13 protein-coding genes and 2 pseudogenes are annotated in these 17,277 nt (G+C 61.5%); 6 read left to right on the plus strand and 9 right to left on the minus strand.

What is annotated here, in order from left to right; all coding sequences use genetic code 11:
• Window positions 1-23: 23 nt before the first annotated feature.
• From AC07VO_RS27490 to AC07VO_RS27520, 7 genes and pseudogenes are all read right to left on the minus strand, one after another.
• A complete protein-coding gene (locus AC07VO_RS27490) occupies window positions 24-1,034 on the minus strand; it encodes a chemotaxis response regulator protein-glutamate methylesterase (RefSeq protein WP_064616247.1) in 1,011 nt (336 codons plus the stop codon).
• A complete protein-coding gene (locus AC07VO_RS27495) occupies window positions 1,031-3,337 on the minus strand; it encodes a hybrid sensor histidine kinase/response regulator (RefSeq protein ID WP_064616246.1) in 2,307 nt (768 codons plus the stop codon). The genes AC07VO_RS27490 and AC07VO_RS27495 overlap by 4 nt, the downstream gene beginning before the upstream one ends.
• Complete coding sequence (locus AC07VO_RS27500; protein ID WP_018926684.1) at window positions 3,334-4,017, minus strand: chemotaxis protein CheW; 684 nt, start codon at window positions 4,015-4,017, stop codon at window positions 3,334-3,336. Before AC07VO_RS27500 ends, AC07VO_RS27495 begins: the two co-directional genes overlap by 4 nt.
• The gene (locus AC07VO_RS27505; protein WP_086946357.1) at window positions 4,014-5,288 is read right to left on the minus strand and encodes a CheR family methyltransferase; all 1,275 of its coding nucleotides are present in this window, start codon (window positions 5,286-5,288) and stop codon (window positions 4,014-4,016) included. The genes AC07VO_RS27500 and AC07VO_RS27505 overlap by 4 nt, the downstream gene beginning before the upstream one ends.
• Window positions 5,285-5,821 carry a chemotaxis protein CheW gene (locus AC07VO_RS27510; protein ID WP_018926686.1) on the minus strand — a complete coding sequence of 179 codons (537 nt, stop codon included), beginning with the start codon at window positions 5,819-5,821 and terminating at the stop codon, window positions 5,285-5,287. The genes AC07VO_RS27505 and AC07VO_RS27510 overlap by 4 nt, the downstream gene beginning before the upstream one ends.
• Window positions 5,821-6,996: pseudogene (locus AC07VO_RS27515) on the minus strand (methyl-accepting chemotaxis protein); the annotation flags it as partial. The gene AC07VO_RS27510 and the pseudogene AC07VO_RS27515, both read right to left, overlap by 1 nt.
• Window positions 6,970-7,383: pseudogene (locus tag AC07VO_RS27520) on the minus strand (MCP four helix bundle domain-containing protein); the annotation flags it as partial. The pseudogenes AC07VO_RS27515 and AC07VO_RS27520, both read right to left, overlap by 27 nt.
• A 359-nt stretch (window positions 7,384-7,742) precedes the next feature.
• On the opposite strand from AC07VO_RS27520, the gene ydcS reads away from it, so the two are divergent.
• The 5 genes from ydcS to AC07VO_RS27545 all read left to right on the plus strand — a co-directional run bounded on the left by ydcS (window position 7,743) and on the right by AC07VO_RS27545 (window position 13,545).
• Window positions 7,743-8,894, plus strand: a complete 1,152-nt coding sequence (ydcS, locus tag AC07VO_RS27525) for a putative ABC transporter substrate-binding protein YdcS (RefSeq protein WP_018926690.1) — start codon at window positions 7,743-7,745, stop codon at window positions 8,892-8,894.
• Between the two features lie 272 nt (window positions 8,895-9,166).
• Window positions 9,167-10,204 carry an ABC transporter ATP-binding protein gene (locus tag AC07VO_RS27530; RefSeq protein WP_086946356.1) on the plus strand — a complete coding sequence of 346 codons (1,038 nt, stop codon included), beginning with the start codon at window positions 9,167-9,169 and terminating at the stop codon, window positions 10,202-10,204.
• A 1-nt stretch (window position 10,205) separates the two neighbouring features.
• Window positions 10,206-11,150: an ABC transporter permease gene (locus AC07VO_RS27535; protein ID WP_086946355.1), complete on the plus strand. Its 945-nt coding sequence runs from the start codon at window positions 10,206-10,208 to the stop codon at window positions 11,148-11,150.
• Window positions 11,140-11,964 (plus strand): ABC transporter permease, encoded by an 825-nt coding sequence (locus AC07VO_RS27540; RefSeq protein WP_019581623.1) that lies wholly within the window; start codon window positions 11,140-11,142, stop codon window positions 11,962-11,964. Before AC07VO_RS27535 ends, AC07VO_RS27540 begins: the two co-directional genes overlap by 11 nt.
• A 156-nt stretch (window positions 11,965-12,120) precedes the next feature.
• Window positions 12,121-13,545 carry a gamma-aminobutyraldehyde dehydrogenase gene (locus AC07VO_RS27545; RefSeq protein WP_086946354.1) on the plus strand — a complete coding sequence of 475 codons (1,425 nt, stop codon included), beginning with the start codon at window positions 12,121-12,123 and terminating at the stop codon, window positions 13,543-13,545.
• Window positions 13,546-13,633: 88 nt separating this feature from the next.
• Here AC07VO_RS27545 and AC07VO_RS27550 read toward each other — a convergent pair whose 3' ends face one another.
• On the minus strand, window positions 13,634-13,819 hold the full coding sequence (locus tag AC07VO_RS27550; RefSeq protein WP_007940616.1) for a hypothetical protein: 186 nt from the start codon (window positions 13,817-13,819) through the stop codon (window positions 13,634-13,636).
• A gap of 410 nt (window positions 13,820-14,229) precedes the next feature.
• On the opposite strand from AC07VO_RS27550, the gene AC07VO_RS27555 reads away from it, so the two are divergent.
• Window positions 14,230-15,855 carry a glucan biosynthesis protein D gene (locus tag AC07VO_RS27555; RefSeq protein ID WP_019581625.1) on the plus strand — a complete coding sequence of 542 codons (1,626 nt, stop codon included), beginning with the start codon at window positions 14,230-14,232 and terminating at the stop codon, window positions 15,853-15,855.
• A gap of 103 nt (window positions 15,856-15,958) precedes the next feature.
• Here the strand turns inward: AC07VO_RS27555 and AC07VO_RS27560 are convergent, their stop codons facing one another.
• Window positions 15,959-17,065, minus strand: a complete 1,107-nt coding sequence (locus AC07VO_RS27560; protein WP_019581626.1) for an NADH:flavin oxidoreductase/NADH oxidase — start codon at window positions 17,063-17,065, stop codon at window positions 15,959-15,961.
• Window positions 17,066-17,277: the final 212 nt, after the last annotated feature.

Consider the following 17,277-nt stretch of genomic DNA (forward strand, 5'->3'; position numbering starts at 1 on the left):
GCCACGATTGCTGCTAATGATAGTCATTTTTGGAAAATCTCCAGCAAACGTGGCGCTATCTTGTCCAGCGGGCGGATTTCCACGGCAGCGTCGATGGCTGCGGCCGCCTTGGGCATTCCGTACACGGCACTGCTGTTCTGGTCCTGAGCGATGGTCAGGTAGCCCTGTCGGCGCATGAGTTTAAGCCCCTGGGCGCCGTCACGCCCCATACCGGTCAGTAGAACGCCCACGGCATCACCGCTCCAGTAATTGGCCACACTCTCGAAAAACACATCGATCGACGGCCGATAGATCTCGTTGACCGGTTCGGCGGTGTAGGCCAGCGTGCCGTTTTTCAGCAAGCGGATATGGTGATTGGTACCGGCCAGCAGGATCGTGCCGCTTTGCGGCGGTTCGCCTTCCTGGGCCAGGCGCACGTCCAGGCCGCTGGCGCTGGCCAGCCATTCGGCCATGCCGGCGGCGAACACCTGATCCACATGCTGGACCAGCACGATGGCCGCCGAAAAATCCCGGGGCAGGCCCTTGAGCAGCACTTCCAGCGCCGCCGGCCCGCCAGCGGATGAACCGATCGCCACCAGGTGCTGGCGCGAGGCCGAGTTGCGGTGCGGGCTCGGTGCCGATCGCTCCCGATTGCTGTGGTCACCGATCAACCAGCCAATGTTGAGGATCTTGCGCAGCAGCGGCGCAGCGGCTTCCTGAGGGTTACCAGCGCCCAGCGCCGGGGTATCGACCACATCCAGCGCGCCGTAGCCCATGGCTTCGAACACCCGGTGCACGTTCTGCTGACGGTCGACGGTGACGATGACGATCGCACACGGGGTCTCGGCCATGATCCGCCGGGTCGCTTCCACGCCGTCCATCAACGGCATGATCAAGTCCATCAGGATCAGATCCGGGGTGTATTCGGTGCAACGTTGCACCGCCTCGGCCCCGTTGCTGGCAACCCAGACCACCTCGTGCGCCGGTTCGAACGCCAGGGCGCGGCGTAAAGCCTCTACCGCCATGGGCATATCGTTGACGATGGCGATTTTCATGCTCGCGCCCCTCCAATGAGCTCAACGACTGCATCCAGTAAGGCGTCATCATGAAAACTGGCCTTGGCTAGATAATAGTCGGCGCCGGCGTCCAGTCCACGACGACGGTCTTCTTCGCGGTCCTTGTAGGACACCACCATCACCGGCAGCGATTGCAGGCGATTGTCGCGACGCAATAAAGACACCAGCTCGATGCCGTCCATGCGCGGCATGTCGATGTCGGTGATCAGCAGATCGAAATCCTCCGAACGCAGGGCATTCCAGCCATCCATACCGTCCACCGCCACGGCGACGTCGTAGCCGCGATTGAGCAGCAACTTGCGCTGCAACTCACGAACGGTCAGCGAATCGTCCACCACCAGAATCCGTTTGCGCGCGGCCTCAACGGCCTGATTGGCGTGCCGGGCAATGCGCTCCAGACGCCCGGTATTGAGCAATTTGTCCACCGAACGCAGCATGTCTTCGACGTCGACGATCAGCACCACCGAGCCATCGTCGAGCAAAGCCCCGGCGGAAATGTCCTGTACCTTGCCCAGACGCTCGTCCAGCGGCAGCACCACCAGCGTCCGCTCGCCGATAAACCGCTCGACCGCCACCCCGTAGATCGCCTCGCGCTCGCGCATGACCACGACTTTGAGGGTCTGCGCGCTGTTCTGGCTCGCCGGCCGATGCAACAGCTGACTGGCGGCGACCAGCCCGACATGCCGGCCTTCGTACCAAAAGTGCTGCCGGCCTTCGACCTGCACGATGTCTTCCGGCTCCAGGTCGCACATGCGCTCGATGTGCGCCAGCGGGAAGGCATACGCCTCGTCACCGACTTCCACCACCAGACTGCGCACCACCGACAGCGTCTGCGGCACTTCAAGATGGAAACGACTGCCCGCGCCCGCCGTCTGCTCCAGCACCACGGCGCCGCGCAACTGCCGGACCATGTGCTGAACCGCATCCAGCCCGACGCCGCGCCCGGACACTTCGGTGACCGTGTCCCGCAGGCTGAAACCCGGCAGAAACAGGAACGTCAGCAGCTCTTCTTCGCTCAACTGCGCGGCAGTCTCGGCTGGGGATAACTGCCGCTCGACGATCGTGCGGCGGACCTTTTCCAGGTCGACGCCATTGCCATCATCGCTCAGCTCCAGCACCAGCAGACCGGCCTGATGGGAGGCTCGCAAACGGATCACGCCTTCCTCCGGCTTGCCCGCCAAGCGTCGCTGTTCCGGGGTTTCGATGCCATGATCCACCGCATTGCGCAGCAGGTGTGTCAGCGGCGCTTCGAGCTTTTCCAGTACGTCTCGGTCGACTTGGGTCTTGTCGCCCTCGATCTCCAGCCGCACCTGTTTGCCAAGGTCGCGCCCAAGATCGCGGACCATGCGTACTTGACCGCTCAGCACGTCGGCGAACGGCCGCATGCGACAGGCCAGCGCGGTGTCATACAACACTTGTGCGCGCTGACTGGCGTGCCAGGCGAACTCGTCCAGTTCGGCGTTTTTTTCCACCAGCAATTGCTGGGACTCGGCCAGCAATCGGCGGGCATCGCCCAAGGCTTCCTGGGCTTCGAGGCTCAAGGCATGGTCCTTGAGATGAACGTTGAGGCTTTCCAGCGCCCGCAGGCCATTGCTCTGCATGCGTTTAAGGCGCTGCATGGTGGCCAGGTGCGGCTTGAGGCGCTGGGTTTCCACCAGGGATTTACTCGACAGGTCGAGCAGGCTGTTCAAGCGCTCGGCCGTGACACGCAATACGCGCTCGCCAGTGTCGGTGGCGCGCCTGGTCTTGGACGCAGGCTCGGCGGGCTCTGCCTGAGGTGTTTCAATGAGTGTTTCGACGGGTGTTTCGGCGGCACGAACGGGCGGCTCGACCCTGGGTGTCGACGGTTCGAGCTGAGGTTCTGCCATCGGCAGCGCGATGGGAACAGTCGCCATGTGCTCAAGCAGCCGTCCCATCAAAACAACGTAAGCGTCGATATCCGCAGGCGCCGGAGCATTGTTCGGCGTCGCAATCCGCATCAGCAGATCGGTGCCCTGCAACAGCGCATCAATGTGTTCGGGTCGCAGGTACAGGCGCCCTTCCTGGGCGCTGACCAGGTAATCCTCCATCACGTGGGCGACGCTGACCCCGGCATCGACGCCTACAATCCGCGCCGCGCCCTTGAGCGAATGGGCCGCGCGCATGCACGACTCGAGGTAATCGGCCTGGGTCGGATCACGCTCCAGCGCCAGCAGACCGGCGCTCAGCACCAGGGTCTGGGCCTCGGCTTCCAGGCTGAACAGCTCCAGCAAGGAGGCGTCACGCATTTGGTCGGGGGTCATGTGAGGCTCCGGGTCACGGCAGACAGCAGCTGCTCTTCATCCAGCCAACGCAGGCTGCGACCTTTGAATGGCAAGACTCCGCGGGTGTATTTGGCGCTGGCCTGGGTGCCGGACTGGGACGCGGCATCGAGAATGCGCTCGTCGATGGCGTGAATCCCGTCCACTTCGTCCACCGGCACCACCACCGGCCCGCCGTGGGCGGCGATGATCAGCATCCGCGGCGTTACCCGCGCGCCGGGCGCCACGCTACTGGTGTCGTCGAGCCCCAACAGCTCCACCAAAGACAGGCACGCCACCAAGGCACCGCGCACATTCGCCACGCCGAGCAATGCCCGGGAGCGCTGGTGCGGCAAGGAATGGATCGCTTGCAGCGGCGCCACTTCGACCAGGCTGCGAGTGGCCAGGCCCAGCCACTCTTCGCCGAGGCGAAACATCAGCAGCGAGCGGGTTTTCACCTCACTCTCGGCCACCGTGGAGATTTGCCCACGGTCGCCCTGCGACAAGGCGTAGCGGTCGAGCAAGCGCGTGGCGGCAGCCGAATACACCGCGCAATTGCGGCAATGAATGTGCTCGCTCAGCAGCGGACAGGACTGGTCGCCGTGGATACCGATGCGGTTCCAGCAGTCGTCGATGGCCTGGGCATCTTCATGGGTGACGCTCAAGGTGTCGGAGGCGTTCATCGTTTACGCTCACTGTCAGCGGCGCGCTCGCTGCGGGCGGCGCGGGCCTGCAATCGTCTGGCACCCGCCGTGTCACCCTGGGATTGCAACAAGGCAGCCAGGTGCATCAACGCGTCGGGGTGTTGCGGTTCGAGGTACAACGCCTTGCGATAAAAACCCTGGGCCTCCAGGGCACTGCCGGCGACATCGCTGAGCAGCCCCAGCCAATAGAACACTTGGGCCACCGGTTCGTGACTGCGCAAATAACTTTCGCACGCGGTGCGGGCCTCGGCACTTTTGCCTTCATTGGCCAGCGCGGCGATATTCGCCAACAGCGTGGCGGCGTCCGAAGGGGTGGCCGAAGGGGTGGCGGCAGCCTGAGGTATCGGCACGACTGTCGCAAAAGGCCGACTGCGCACAGGCGGCGGAGTCACGCTGCGCAACGGTTGCTGCACTGGCAGCGACATCGGCGTGAAAGTCGCAGGCGGCTCGAGCGCGCTCTGGCGACTGAAGGCAAACGACTGCGGGATACCGATCGAGCGCATGCTGAAACGGCCGAGCAGACTGCCCTCGGCCGGGCCGATAAATAGCACGCCATCGACGTGAGTCAGGCGCTTGAGCACTTCGAACACTTGCTGCTGGGTCGGCTGGTCGAAATAAATCAGCAGGTTGCGACAGAACACGAAGTCATAGGGCGGCTCGTTGACCAGCAAGGTCGGATCCAGCAGGTTACCGACCTGTAAACGCACCTGTTCGAGCACGCGCCCGCTGAGGCGATAGTTATCGTGTTCAGCGGTGAAGTGGCGCTCGCGAAACTCGAGGTCCTGGCCACGAAACGAATTTTTGCCGTACAGCGCGAGCCTGGCCTTTTCCACCGACAGCGGGCTGACGTCCATGCCGTCGACCTTGAACTGGTGCGGCGCCAGCCCCGCATCAAGCAATGCCATGGCGATCGAGTACGGTTCTTCGCCGGTAGAACACGGCAAGCTGAGAATCCGCAGGGCGCGCATGTTGTTGATCGCCGCCAGCCGCTTGGCCGCCAGCTTCGCCAGCGTGGCGAAGGATTCCGGGTAACGGAAAAACCAGGTTTCGGGGACGATCACCGCTTCGATCAGCGCCTGCTGTTCGTCGCGCGAGCCCAGCAAAGTGTGCCAGTACTCATCGGCCGTCCGCGCCCGAACCGCCGTAATGCGCTGGCGCACCGCGCGCTCAATGATCGCCGGGCCGACCGAGCCGACATCCAGGCCGATACGCTCCTTGAGAAAATCGAAAAACCGTTGATCGCTGCTCATCCCTGCTCCTCAAACTGCGCCAGGTCCAGCGGCGGCGAGGGAAACAATAAGGCGCGAACCTGTGCATCCAGTAAATCGGCAACCCGCACCCATTGCAGCAGCCCCTGGGCATCTTCGCGCACCGGGCCGAGGTACGGCGCCTGGCGATTGTCCAGGCCATAAGGCTGAAAGTCCGCCGGGTTGCAGCGCAACGTGTCGGTGACCTGCTCCAGAATCAGCCCGAGCAATTGCGCAGGCGTTGCCTCATCCGGCCGATAGTGCACCAACACCAGCCGCGTGCTGGTGCGGGCCTGGGCCGGTTGGCCAAACGTCAGCGCGCTGAGGTCGATCACCGGCACCACCGCGCCGCGATAGGCGAACACCCCCGCCACCCAGTCTGGCGCCCGGGGAATGGGTTTCAACGGCAGTTGCGGCAGCACTTCGGCCACCTCGATGGCCTGCAAGGCGTAGCGCTCGTTGCCGATGCGGAACACCAGAAACAACGACTGCTTCGCCGGCATCGCCACGCCGCGCCTGGCCGTAAGTTCGCTCATCAGACTTTGAATCGCGAGACACCGCCACGCAGCCCCACGGCCACCTGGCTCAGTTCGTCGATGGCGAAACTGGCCTGGCGCAGGGACTCAACCGTCTGGCTGCTGGCATCGCCCAATTGCACCAGCGCGTGGTTGATCTGCTCGGCGCCGGTGGCCTGGGCCTGCATGCCTTCGTTGACCATCAACACCCGTGGCGCCAGCGCCTGGACCTGATGAATGATCTGCGACAGCTGCTCGCCCACCTGCTGCACCTCGGACATGCCGCGGCGCACTTCCTCAGAGAACTTGTCCATGCCCATGACCCCGGCCGACACCGCCGACTGGATCTCGCGCACCATCTGCTCGATGTCGTAGGTGGCCACGGCGGTCTGGTCTGCCAGACGTCGCACTTCGGTGGCGACCACGGCAAACCCGCGACCATACTCGCCGGCCTTCTCGGCTTCGATCGCGGCGTTCAGGGACAACAGGTTGGTCTGGTCGGCGACTTTGACGATGGTCACCACCACCTGGTTAATGTTGCCGGCCTTCTCGTTGAGGATCGCCAGCTTGGCGTTCACCAGATCTGCCGCGCCCATCACCGAGTGCATGGTGTCTTCCATGCGCGCCAGGCCTTGCTGACCAGAACCGGCCAGCACCGAAGCCTGGTCGGCGGCGGTGGAGACTTCGGTCATGGTGCGCACCAGGTCGCGCGAGGTGGCGGCAATTTCACGGGATGTCGCACCGATTTCGGTGGTGGTGGCCGCGGTTTCGGTGGCGGTGGCCTGTTGCTGCTTGGAGGTCGCGGCGATTTCGGTGACCGACGTGGTGACCTGCACCGAGGAGCGCTGGGCCTGGGATACCAACGAGGTGAGCTCGGTCATCATGTCGTTGAACCCGGTTTCCACCGCGCCGAACTCGTCCTTGCGATCCAGATTCAGGCGACTGCTGAGATCGCCGGTGCGCATGACTTCGAGGATATCCACAATGCGATTCATCGGCGCCATGATCGCGCGCATCAGCAGCAGGCCGCAGAGGCCGGCGGCGATGATTGCCACCAGCAAAGAGACGCCCATGCTGATTTTGGCGGCCGTCACCGCGTCACTGATGGCCAGCGTGGATTGTTCAGCCAGGGCGTGATTATTTTCAAGAAGGCTGTTCAATTGCATGCGCCCATTGACCCAGGCCGGCGTCAGTTTTTGCTCCAGGGCAAGCACCGCCTGGTCGTACTCTTTGCGCTGATAGAGATCGATAACGTTGTTCATCTCTTTGTTGTAGAGCTGATGACGCACTTCGAACTCCTCGAACAGAGCCCGATCGTCCTCCGTGAAAATGGTTTTACGGTAGTTGGCTATTTGCTCGTTCAAGCGCTCTTCGAAACTTTTGTACATGGTCTGGTCGGCGACGGTCATTTCGCGATGCCCGGAAAGGCCGACAAGCTGTTGGGTGAGGTTAAAACTGTCGACCCACGCACCGCGGATCATCGAACTGTAATACACCCCCGGGACCGCATCGGTGCGAACCGATTCTGCGCCGGCGTCGATCTTCATCAGCCGAGAAAAAGACACCACAACCATCAGCAGCATGATTGCGATAATTACCGCAAAGCTCGCCAAAATGCGTTGGCGCAACGTCCAGTTCTTCACAGTCAGTCCTCGGTGCGGGTCAAATTGCGGGGGAGTATAGCTGAGGGCGGTGTTTCATTAATCAGACGCTGAGCATCGTTTCTCATCCCGCCAATAAAAAGCCGGGATTCGGCAGAAACATCACATCCTGCATTGGAAATTTGTCGACCGTGACATCGGGCACTAGTCTGGATAAACCCATGACACAGCCCGGCCTCGGTCAGCCTCCCACAAAGCGCACTACGCTAATAACAAGCCACTCGTGGCGAACTACCCCGTTCAACGCTGTCCCGACCCTAATTAAAGAAGAGGGAAACCCCATGTTCGAACACAAGACCGCACTGCTCAGTGCAATCGCCACGGCGCTTCTGGCCAGCGCCAGCCTGCAGGCCGCCGAACCGCTGAAAGCCGTCGGTGCCGGCGAAGGTCAGCTGGATATCGTTGCCTGGCCCGGCTATATCGAACGGGGCGAAAGCGACAAGGCCTACGACTGGGTCAGCGCTTTCGAGAAGGAAACCGGCTGCAAGGTCAACGTCAAGACGGCCGGCACATCCGATGAGATGGTCAGCCTGATGGCCAAGGGCGGTTACGACCTGGTGACGGCGTCCGGCGATGCCTCCCTGCGCTTGATCGCCGGTAAGCGCGTCCAGCCGATCAACACCGCATTGATCCCCAACTGGAAGAATCTCGATCCGCGCCTGAAGGATGGGCCGTGGTACGTGGTCGACAAGCAAACCTATGGCACCCCGTACCAATGGGGGCCGAATGTGCTCATGTACAACACCAACGTGTTCAAACAGCCGCCGACCAGTTGGAGCGTGATACTCGAAGAGCAGAAGCTGCCCGACGGCAAATCCAACAAGGGCCGCGTGCAGGCGTATGACGGCCCGATCTACATCGCGGACGCGGCGCTGTACCTGAAAACCGCCAAGCCGGAACTGGGCATCAAGGACCCTTACCTGCTCGACGAAAAACAGTACAAGGCCGTTCTCGACCTGCTGCGCGCCCAGCAAAAGTTGATCCACCGCTACTGGCACGACACCACCGTGCAGATGAGTGACTTCAAGAACGAAGGCGTGGTGGCTTCCAGTTCCTGGCCGTATCAGGTCAACGGCCTGATGAACGAGAAACAGCCAGTCGCCTCGACCATCCCCAAAGAAGGCGCCACCGGGTGGGCCGACACCACCATGATGCACGCCGAAGCCAAGCACCCGAACTGTGCTTACAAATGGATGGACTGGTCGCTGACGCCGAAGGTCCAGGGTGATGTGTCCGCCTGGTTCGGCTCGCTGCCGGCGGTTCCGGCGGCGTGCAAGGCAAGCGAACTGCTGGGGGCCGAGGGGTGCAAGACCAACGGTTTCGACCAGTTCGACAAGATCGCCTTCTGGAAAACCCCGCAGGCTGAGGGTGGCAAGTACGTGCCTTATAGCCGTTGGACCCAGGACTACATCGCGATTATGGGAGGCAGGTAATACACCCCCTTGTGGCGAGGGAGCTTTGTGGCGAGGGGGCTTGCCCCCGTTGGGTGGCGAAGCCGCCCTGGAACCAGTCACCGCGGTCTAACAGATAAACCGCGCTCTCCTTTTCAGGGCTGCTACGCAGCCCAATGGGGCGGTGCGGCGGTCCGACAAGCCCCCTCGCCACAGTGAGCATTCCAGCTAAAAAAGCACACCGATTCAGCTTTTTCAGAAGTCCAGGCAGGGGCCGCTGTGATGGGCCCCCGCTTTTTGGGAGCACCGTATCCATGACGCTTGCAGTCCAGTTCACCAACGTTTCCCGTCAGTTCGGTGAGGTGAAGGCCGTTGACCGGGTTTCCATCGACATCCAGGACGGCGAGTTCTTTTCCCTGCTGGGCCCTTCTGGCTCGGGTAAAACCACCTGCCTGCGCCTGATCGCCGGTTTCGAACAGCCGAGCACCGGCTCCATCCGCATCCATGGCTTGGAGGCCGCCGGGCTGCCGCCGTATCAGCGCGACGTGAACACCGTGTTCCAGGATTACGCGCTGTTCCCGCACATGAACGTACTCGACAACGTCGCCTACGGTTTGAAAGTCAAAGGCGTCGGCAAGAGTGAACGCCACAAACGCGCCGAAGAAGCCCTCGACATGGTCGCCCTCAACGGCTACGGCGAGCGCAAACCGGTGCAGCTGTCGGGCGGCCAACGCCAGCGTGTGGCCCTGGCTCGCGCGCTGGTCAATCGCCCTCGCGTGTTGTTGCTCGACGAACCCTTGGGCGCCCTCGACCTGAAGCTGCGCGAGCAAATGCAAGGCGAACTGAAGAAGCTGCAACGTCAGCTCGGCATCACCTTTATCTTCGTCACCCACGACCAGACCGAAGCGTTGTCGATGTCCGACCGCGTGGCGGTGTTCAACAAGGGGCGTATCGAACAGGTCGACACGCCGCGCCACCTCTATATGAAACCGACAACCACCTTCGTCGCCGAATTCGTCGGCACGTCCAATGTGATACGCGGTGATCTGGCCCGGCAGTTGAGCGGCAATCCTCAGCCGTTTTCGATCCGCCCGGAACACGTGCGTTTCGCCGAAGGGCCGCTGGCCAGCCATGAAATAGAAGTCAGCGGCGTGCTTCATGACATCCAGTATCAGGGCAGCGCCACCCGCTATGAACTGAAACTGGAAAACGGCCAGACCCTGAACATCAGCCAGGCCAACGTCCAGTGGCTGGACGTCAGTGCGCAACATCAGCCCGGGCAACGCATCAGCGCTCGCTGGGCGCGCGAGGCGATGATCCCGCTGCACGACAATGTTGTAGGCGGGGTATGAGATGGACAGTGTGATCTCTCGAACCCCGGCCAACGGCTCGCCGCTGCGCCGGTTTTCGAACCTGCTGTACCGGCGGCCGAACCTGTATCTGTCGCTGCTGCTGGTGCCGCCGTTGCTGTGGTTTGGCGCGATCTACCTCGGCTCGCTGCTGACCCTGCTGTGGCAAGGCTTCTACACCTTCGATGACTTCACCATGACGGTCACCCCCGACCTGACCCTGGCGAACTTCGCAGCGCTATTCCAGCCATCGAACTTCGACATCATCCTGCGCACCCTGAGCATGGCCATCGTCGTGTCGATCGCCAGTGCAATCGTGGCCTTCCCGATCGCCTACTACATGGCGCGCTACACCAGCGGCAACACCAAGGCGTTTTTCTACATCGCGGTGATGATGCCGATGTGGGCCAGTTACATCGTCAAGGCCTATGCCTGGACCTTGCTGCTGGCCAAGGGCGGCGTGGCCCAGTGGTTCGTTCAGTACCTGAACCTGGAGCCGGTGTTGCAGTTCGTACTCGGGATGCCGGGAGTGGGTGGCAGCACCCTGTCGACCTCGCACCTGGGGCGGTTCATGGTGTTTGTCTATATTTGGCTGCCGTTCATGATCCTGCCGATCCAGGCGTCACTGGAACGCTTGCCGCCGTCCTTGCTGCAAGCTTCGGCGGATCTGGGCGCCAAGCCGCGTCAGACCTTCATGCAAGTGATTCTGCCGCTGTCGATTCCGGGGATCGCGGCCGGTTCGATTTTCACGTTTTCACTGACACTGGGCGACTTCATCGTGCCGCAACTGGTGGGCCCACCGGGCTACTTCGTCGGCAGCATGGTCTACGCCCAGCAAGGGGCGATCGGCAACATGCCGATGGCGGCGGCCTTCACGCTGGTGCCGATCGTGCTGATCGCCATTTACCTGTCCATCGTCAAACGTATGGGGGCCTTCGATGCGCTCTGACGCTTCCTCTCAAGACCGGGCATCCCTGGGCCTGCGCATCGCCGCCTGGGGCGGGTTGCTGTTCTTGCACTTCCCGATCCTGATCATCTTCCTCTATGCCTTCAACACCGAAGACGCAGCGTTCAGCTTTCCGCCCAAGGGCTTCACCCTGAAGTGGATCGCCGTGGCGTTCTCGCGGCCCGACGTACTGGAGGCGATCAAGCTGTCACTGCAGATCGCCGCCATCGCCACGCTGATTGCGCTGATCCTCGGCACCCTCGCCTCGGCGGCGCTGTACCGGCGGGACTTTTTCGGCAAGCAAGGCATCTCGCTGATGCTGATCCTGCCGATTGCCCTGCCCGGGATCATCACCGGGATCGCGCTGCTGGCGACCTTCAAGACCCTGGGGATCGAGCCGGGGGTGTTCACCATCGTGATCGGTCACGCGACCTTCTGCGTGGTGATCGTCTACAACAACGTCATCGCCCGATTGCGCCGCACGTCCTACAGTTTGATCGAAGCGTCGATGGACCTCGGCGCCGACGGCTGGCAGACCTTCCGCTACATCGTCCTGCCGAACCTCGGCTCGGCGTTGCTGGCTGGCGGCATGCTGGCGTTTGCCCTGTCGTTCGACGAAATCATCGTCACCACCTTCACCGCCGGCCACGAACGCACCTTGCCGTTGTGGCTGCTCAACCAGCTCAGCCGCCCTCGGGACGTGCCGGTGACCAACGTCGTGGCGATGCTGGTCATGATGGTGACCATGTTGCCGATTCTCGGCGCGTATTACCTGACCCGTGGTGGGGAGAGTGTTGCGGGTAGTGGCGGAAAATAACTGACAACTCATTTCCCAATGTGGGAAGCGGATTCTGTAGGAGCGAGGCTTGCCCGAAGGCGTCCTCAAGAACGTCAAAAGCTTCGCGGGCAAGCCTCGCTCCTACAGAGATTCGGTTTCCACAGAGGGAAAACAACAGCTTCGGAGGACAAAGCCATGCAAACCAAACTCTTGATCAATGGCCAACTGGTCGCCGGCGACGGCCCCGCCCAAGCCGTGTTCAACCCGGCCCTCGGTCGCGTACTGGTGGAAATCAACGAAGCCAGCGAAGCCCAGGTCGACGCCGCCGTGCGCGCCGCCGATAGCGCCTTCGAAGGCTGGTCGCAAACCACGCCGAAAGAACGCTCGCTGTTGCTGCTCAAACTCGCCGACATCATCGAAGCCCATGGCGAAGAGCTGGCCAAACTGGAGTCGGACAACTGCGGCAAACCCTACAGCGCCGCGCTGAACGACGAGATCCCGGCGATTGCCGACGTGTTCCGATTCTTCGCCGGGGCCAGCCGTTGCATGAGCGGTGCGCTGGGAGGTGAATACTTGCACGGCCACACCTCGATGATCCGCCGCGACCCGGTCGGCGTGATTGCCTCCATCGCGCCATGGAACTACCCGCTGATGATGCTCGCCTGGAAAGTCGCCCCAGCCCTGGCCGCCGGTAATACCGTGGTGCTCAAGCCGTCGGAACAAACCCCGCTGACCGCCCTGCGCCTGGCAGAACTGGCGTCGGAGATTTTCCCGGCGGGTGTGCTTAACCTGGTGTTCGGTCGAGGTCCTTCCGTTGGCACCCCACTGGTCACCCACCCGAAAGTGCGCATGGTGTCGCTGACCGGCTCCATCGCTACCGGCTCGAACATCATTTCCAGCACCGCCGGCAGCGTCAAACGCATGCACATGGAACTGGGCGGCAAGGCGCCGGTGATCATCTTCGACGATGCCGACATCGACGCCGCCGTGGAAGGCATTCGCACCTTCGGTTTCTACAACGCCGGGCAGGACTGCACTGCCGCTTGCCGCATCTACGCTCAGGCAGGCATCTATGACACCTTCGTCGAGAAGCTCGGCGCCGCGGTCAGCAGCCTCAAGTACGGCTTGCAGGATGATCCGTCGACGGAGCTGGGCCCATTGATCAGCGCGCAACATCGTGACCGCGTAACCGGGTTTGTCGAGCGGGCCATGGCGCAACCGCACATTCGGTTGATCACCGGCGGCAAGCCAGTGGAAGGCAATGGCTTCTTCTTTGAACCGACGGTGCTGGCCGACGCACAACAGGACGACGAGATCGTGCGCCGCGAAGTGTTCGGGCCGGTGGTATCGGTAACCAAATTCACCGATGAAGCGCAGGCGCTGGCCTGGGCCAACGACTCGGACTACGGCCTGGCATCGTCAGTCTGGACCTCGGACGTCGGCCGCGCCCATCGCCTGTCTGCGCGCCTGCAGTACGGCTGCACCTGGGTGAACACCCACTTCATGCTGGTCAGCGAAATGCCGCACGGTGGTCAGAAACTGTCCGGTTATGGCAAGGACATGTCCATGTATGGGTTGGAGGACTACACGGTTGTGCGGCATGTGATGTTCAAGCATTAAAAGCGAAAAGATCGCGGCCTGCGGCAGTTCTCCTGTAAGCGCTGCCGCAGGCCGCGATCTTTTGCTCAACGGACAAAGCCTTTGCACCTCAAAACCGCGAAACACTCCTCATCGCATCCACCAGATAGCGCATCGCAATCCGGTCACTCTCCGACAGCTCGCGATAGCGCTCCACCAACTTCAACTCCTCCGAACTGAGACGACGCCTTCGCCGCCCGGTGGCCAGGCAGGGAAAGAGTCCTAACATTTCAGTGATGCCTTGTACTTTCGACATGGACGATGTCCTTCTATACGTCAAAGAAAACTGCAAAACCGCATCGCCCTATCACTTTCAGCGGCCGTCTTGTGTGCACTGAACCCACCGGCCTGAAGGGCCGAAACCGGTCATGCCCATAGAATAGAAATTAAATCGGCGCTGAAAAGCGGTTTTTAGAGTAATTAGTCGAAAAAAGCAGATATGCCCTATAAATCAGAAAACGCTGTGAGAAACGTTACCTGACATGTCTTGTTTCATTGCCGCGCTGTCGCGGTGCTATCAATCATTTTTGCTCTGTAATCGAACGGTTTAAGCTATTTGGCATCTCTTTACAGTCCGTTGTGTTTGGCCAAGGCATGTCCGAACCGCTATTTCTGATCCAGCACGTGCCAGGAACGGCGCGGGATTGTTCACGACAGGTTGTACTTATGCATCGCAGGAATTTGCTCAAAGCGTCCATGGCCATCGCGGCTTACACCGGTCTCTCGGCCACCGGCCTGCTGGCCGCAAACGCCTGGGCCGGCAGTGGCACTGCCGATGGCGACGCCCAGGCGTTCGACTTCGAAGCGCTGAAGAGCCAGGCCAAACAGCTCGCCGGCAAGCCGTATCAGGACACCAAACAGGTGCTGCCGCCGACGCTGGCAACCATGACGCCGCAGAACTTCAACGCGATCCGCTACGACGGCAATCACTCGCTGTGGAAGGATCTGAAAGGTCAGCTGGACGTGCAGTTCTTCCACGTCGGCATGGGTTTCAAGCAGCCGGTGCGCATGTACAGCGTCGATCCCAAGACTCGACTGGCGCGCGAGGTGCATTTCCGCCCGTCGCTGTTCAATTATGAAAAAACCACCGTCGATACCCAGCAGCTCAAGGGCGACCTGGGATTTTCCGGGTTCAAGCTGTTCAAGGCCCCGGAGCTGGATCAGCACGACGTCTTGTCGTTCCTCGGCGCCAGCTATTTCCGTGCGGTAGACGCCACCGGCCAGTACGGTTTGTCGGCCCGCGGCCTGGCAATCGACACCTACGCCAAGAAGCGTGAAGAATTCCCGGACTTCACCAAATTCTGGTTCGAGACACCGGACAAGGACAGCACCCGCTTCGTGGTGTACGCCCTGCTCGATTCGCCGAGCGCCACCGGGGCCTACCGTTTTGACATCGATTGCCAGGCCGAGCGCGTGGTGATGGAAGTCGACGCCCACGTCAATGCCCGCACCGCCATCGAGCAACTGGGCATCGCACCGATGACCAGCATGTTCAGCTGCGGCACCCACGAACGCCGTATGTGCGACACCATTCACCCGCAAATCCACGACTCCGATCGCCTGGCCATGTGGCGTGGCAACGGCGAGTGGATCTGCCGTCCGCTGAACAACCCGGCCACCCTGCAATTCAACGCCTTCGCCGACACCGACCCGAAAGGCTTTGGCCTGGTGCAGACCGACCATGAATTCGACAGTTATCAGGACACCGTCGACTGGTACAGCAAGCGCCCGAGCCTGTGGGTAGAACCTACAACCGCGTGGGGCGAAGGCTCTATCGATTTGCTGGAAATTCCTACGACCGGCGAAACCCTGGACAACATCGTCGCGTTCTGGACGCCGAAGAAACCGGTCGCCGCCGGTGACTCCCTGAACTACGGCTACAAGCTCTATTGGAGCGCCCTGCCACCGACGGGTACGCCGCTGGCACGGGTCAACGCGACCCGTTCGGGCATGGGCGGCTTTGTCGAAGGCTGGGCACCGGGTGAGCATTATCCTGAAGTCTGGGCACGCCGCTTTGCCGTGGACTTCACCGGCGGCGGGTTGGACCGCTTGCCCGAAGGCGCGGGGATCGAACCGGTGGTGACCTGCTCGAACGGTCAGGTGAAGGATTTCAACGTGCTGGTGCTCGATGACATCAAGGGCTACCGAATCACCTTTGACTGGTACCCGACCAATGACAGCGTGGCGCCGGTGGAGCTGCGGTTGTTCATCCGCACCAATGACCGCACGTTGAGTGAAACCTGGTTGTACCAGTATTTCCCGCCGGCGCCTGATAAGCGCAAGTACACCTGAGGTATTAGACGGGGTCCGGGCCGAACAACCGCCCAATATCCCGAACCAGAAATCAAAAAGCCCCGGTCAACCCGACCGGGGCTTTTCGTTTTTACAGCGGCCTTCAGTCACGCAAATCCGATTCATGAATCGGCTGGTCACGATGAGTGGCCCGTTGGTATTGCGCCGGCCAGACAGCCTTGTGCCCACCCAGATCGTCATCGGCATGCAGCGGCCAATACGGATCACGCAACAACTCCCGGGCGAGGAAGATGATGTCGGCCTGACAGGTACGCAGAATATGCTCGGCCTGGGCTGGCTCGGTGATCATGCCTACCGTGCCGGTGGCAATGCCCGACTCTTTACGTACCCGCTCAGCAAATCGGGTCTGATAACCGGGCCCTGTAGGAATCTCGGCGTTCACCGCCGTACCACCTGACGAAACATCAATCAGATCCACACCCAGGTCTTTCAGGCGTCGCGCCAGCTCCACGGTTTCGTCGGGGTTCCAGCCATCCTCCACCCAGTCGGTGGCCGATACCCGCACAAACACCGGTAACTCTTCAGGCCACACGGCCCGCACCGCTTCGGTGACTTGCAGCACCAGCCGAATACGATTCTCGAATGAGCCACCGTACTGATCGCGCCGTTGATTGCTCAAGGGCGAAAGAAATTGATGCAGCAGATACCCATGGGCGGCGTGCACTTCGACCACTTTGAAACCGGCGATCAACGCCCGTTTGGCCGAATCGACGAAAGCCTGGACGACCTCGGCGATCTCACTTTCATTAAGCTGCTTGGGTGGTGTGTGCTGGGGGTCGAAAGCGATCGGCGAAGGGCCGACCGGAATCCAGCCGCCATCTTCCGGTTTGACGCTGCCATGCTTGCCCAGCCACGGCCGATGCGTGCTGGCCTTGCGCCCGGCATGGGCCAGCTGGATGCCGGCAACGGCGCCCTGAGCGGCAATGAAACGCGTAATACGTTGCAAGGGTTCGATCTGTTGATCATTCCAGAGACCTAGGTCCTGGGCGGTGATACGCCCATCGGCGGTGACCGCCGTGGCTTCGGTGAATACCAGACCTGCGCCGCCGATCGCGCGGCTGCCGAGATGGACCAGATGCCAGTCATTAGCCAGCCCATCGACGCTGGAGTACTGGCACATCGGTGACACCGCGATGCGGTTAAGCAGGGTCAATTGACGAAGGGTATAGGGTTCAAGCAGCAGACTCATGGGGCACCTCTCAAATCAGTGGGCAGGCTCCAGGGTTCTGTTTGAATAGTCGACGAGTGACAGGAAAAAGGTGCAGCACCCGCCCCCGCGGGCAAAAAATTCGACAAGACGTCACAAGGATAATCAAGCAGTGCTTAGAGCCTAGTCGACATCGCGGGATCAGGGAGGGTTCAAGAAATGAAACACCGCCAATTTGAGGTCAAACCAAAACC

The sequence above is a fragment of the Pseudomonas sp. GW821-FHT03E01 genome, from assembly GCF_059420765.1.

Coding starts and splice junctions, on each gene's coding strand:
- AC07VO_RS27510 (WP_018926686.1), bottom strand. CDS start 5,821: ATGAGCGAACTTACGGCCAGGCGCGGCGTGGCGATGCCGGCGAAGCAG.
- AC07VO_RS27535 (WP_086946355.1), top strand. CDS start 10,206: ATGGACAGTGTGATCTCTCGAACCCCGGCCAACGGCTCGCCGCTGCGC.
- AC07VO_RS27490 (WP_064616247.1), bottom strand. CDS start 1,034: ATGAAAATCGCCATCGTCAACGATATGCCCATGGCGGTAGAGGCTTTA.
- AC07VO_RS27540 (WP_019581623.1), top strand. CDS start 11,140: ATGCGCTCTGACGCTTCCTCTCAAGACCGGGCATCCCTGGGCCTGCGC.
- AC07VO_RS27500 (WP_018926684.1), bottom strand. CDS start 4,017: ATGAACGCCTCCGACACCTTGAGCGTCACCCATGAAGATGCCCAGGCC.
- ydcS (WP_018926690.1), top strand. CDS start 7,743: ATGTTCGAACACAAGACCGCACTGCTCAGTGCAATCGCCACGGCGCTT.
- AC07VO_RS27550 (WP_007940616.1), bottom strand. CDS start 13,819: ATGTCGAAAGTACAAGGCATCACTGAAATGTTAGGACTCTTTCCCTGC.
- AC07VO_RS27555 (WP_019581625.1), top strand. CDS start 14,230: ATGCATCGCAGGAATTTGCTCAAAGCGTCCATGGCCATCGCGGCTTAC.
- AC07VO_RS27530 (WP_086946356.1), top strand. CDS start 9,167: ATGACGCTTGCAGTCCAGTTCACCAACGTTTCCCGTCAGTTCGGTGAG.
- AC07VO_RS27505 (WP_086946357.1), bottom strand. CDS start 5,288: ATGAGCAGCGATCAACGGTTTTTCGATTTTCTCAAGGAGCGTATCGGC.
- AC07VO_RS27495 (WP_064616246.1), bottom strand. CDS start 3,337: ATGACCCCCGACCAAATGCGTGACGCCTCCTTGCTGGAGCTGTTCAGC.
- AC07VO_RS27545 (WP_086946354.1), top strand. CDS start 12,121: ATGCAAACCAAACTCTTGATCAATGGCCAACTGGTCGCCGGCGACGGC.
- AC07VO_RS27560 (WP_019581626.1), bottom strand. CDS start 17,065: ATGAGTCTGCTGCTTGAACCCTATACCCTTCGTCAATTGACCCTGCTT.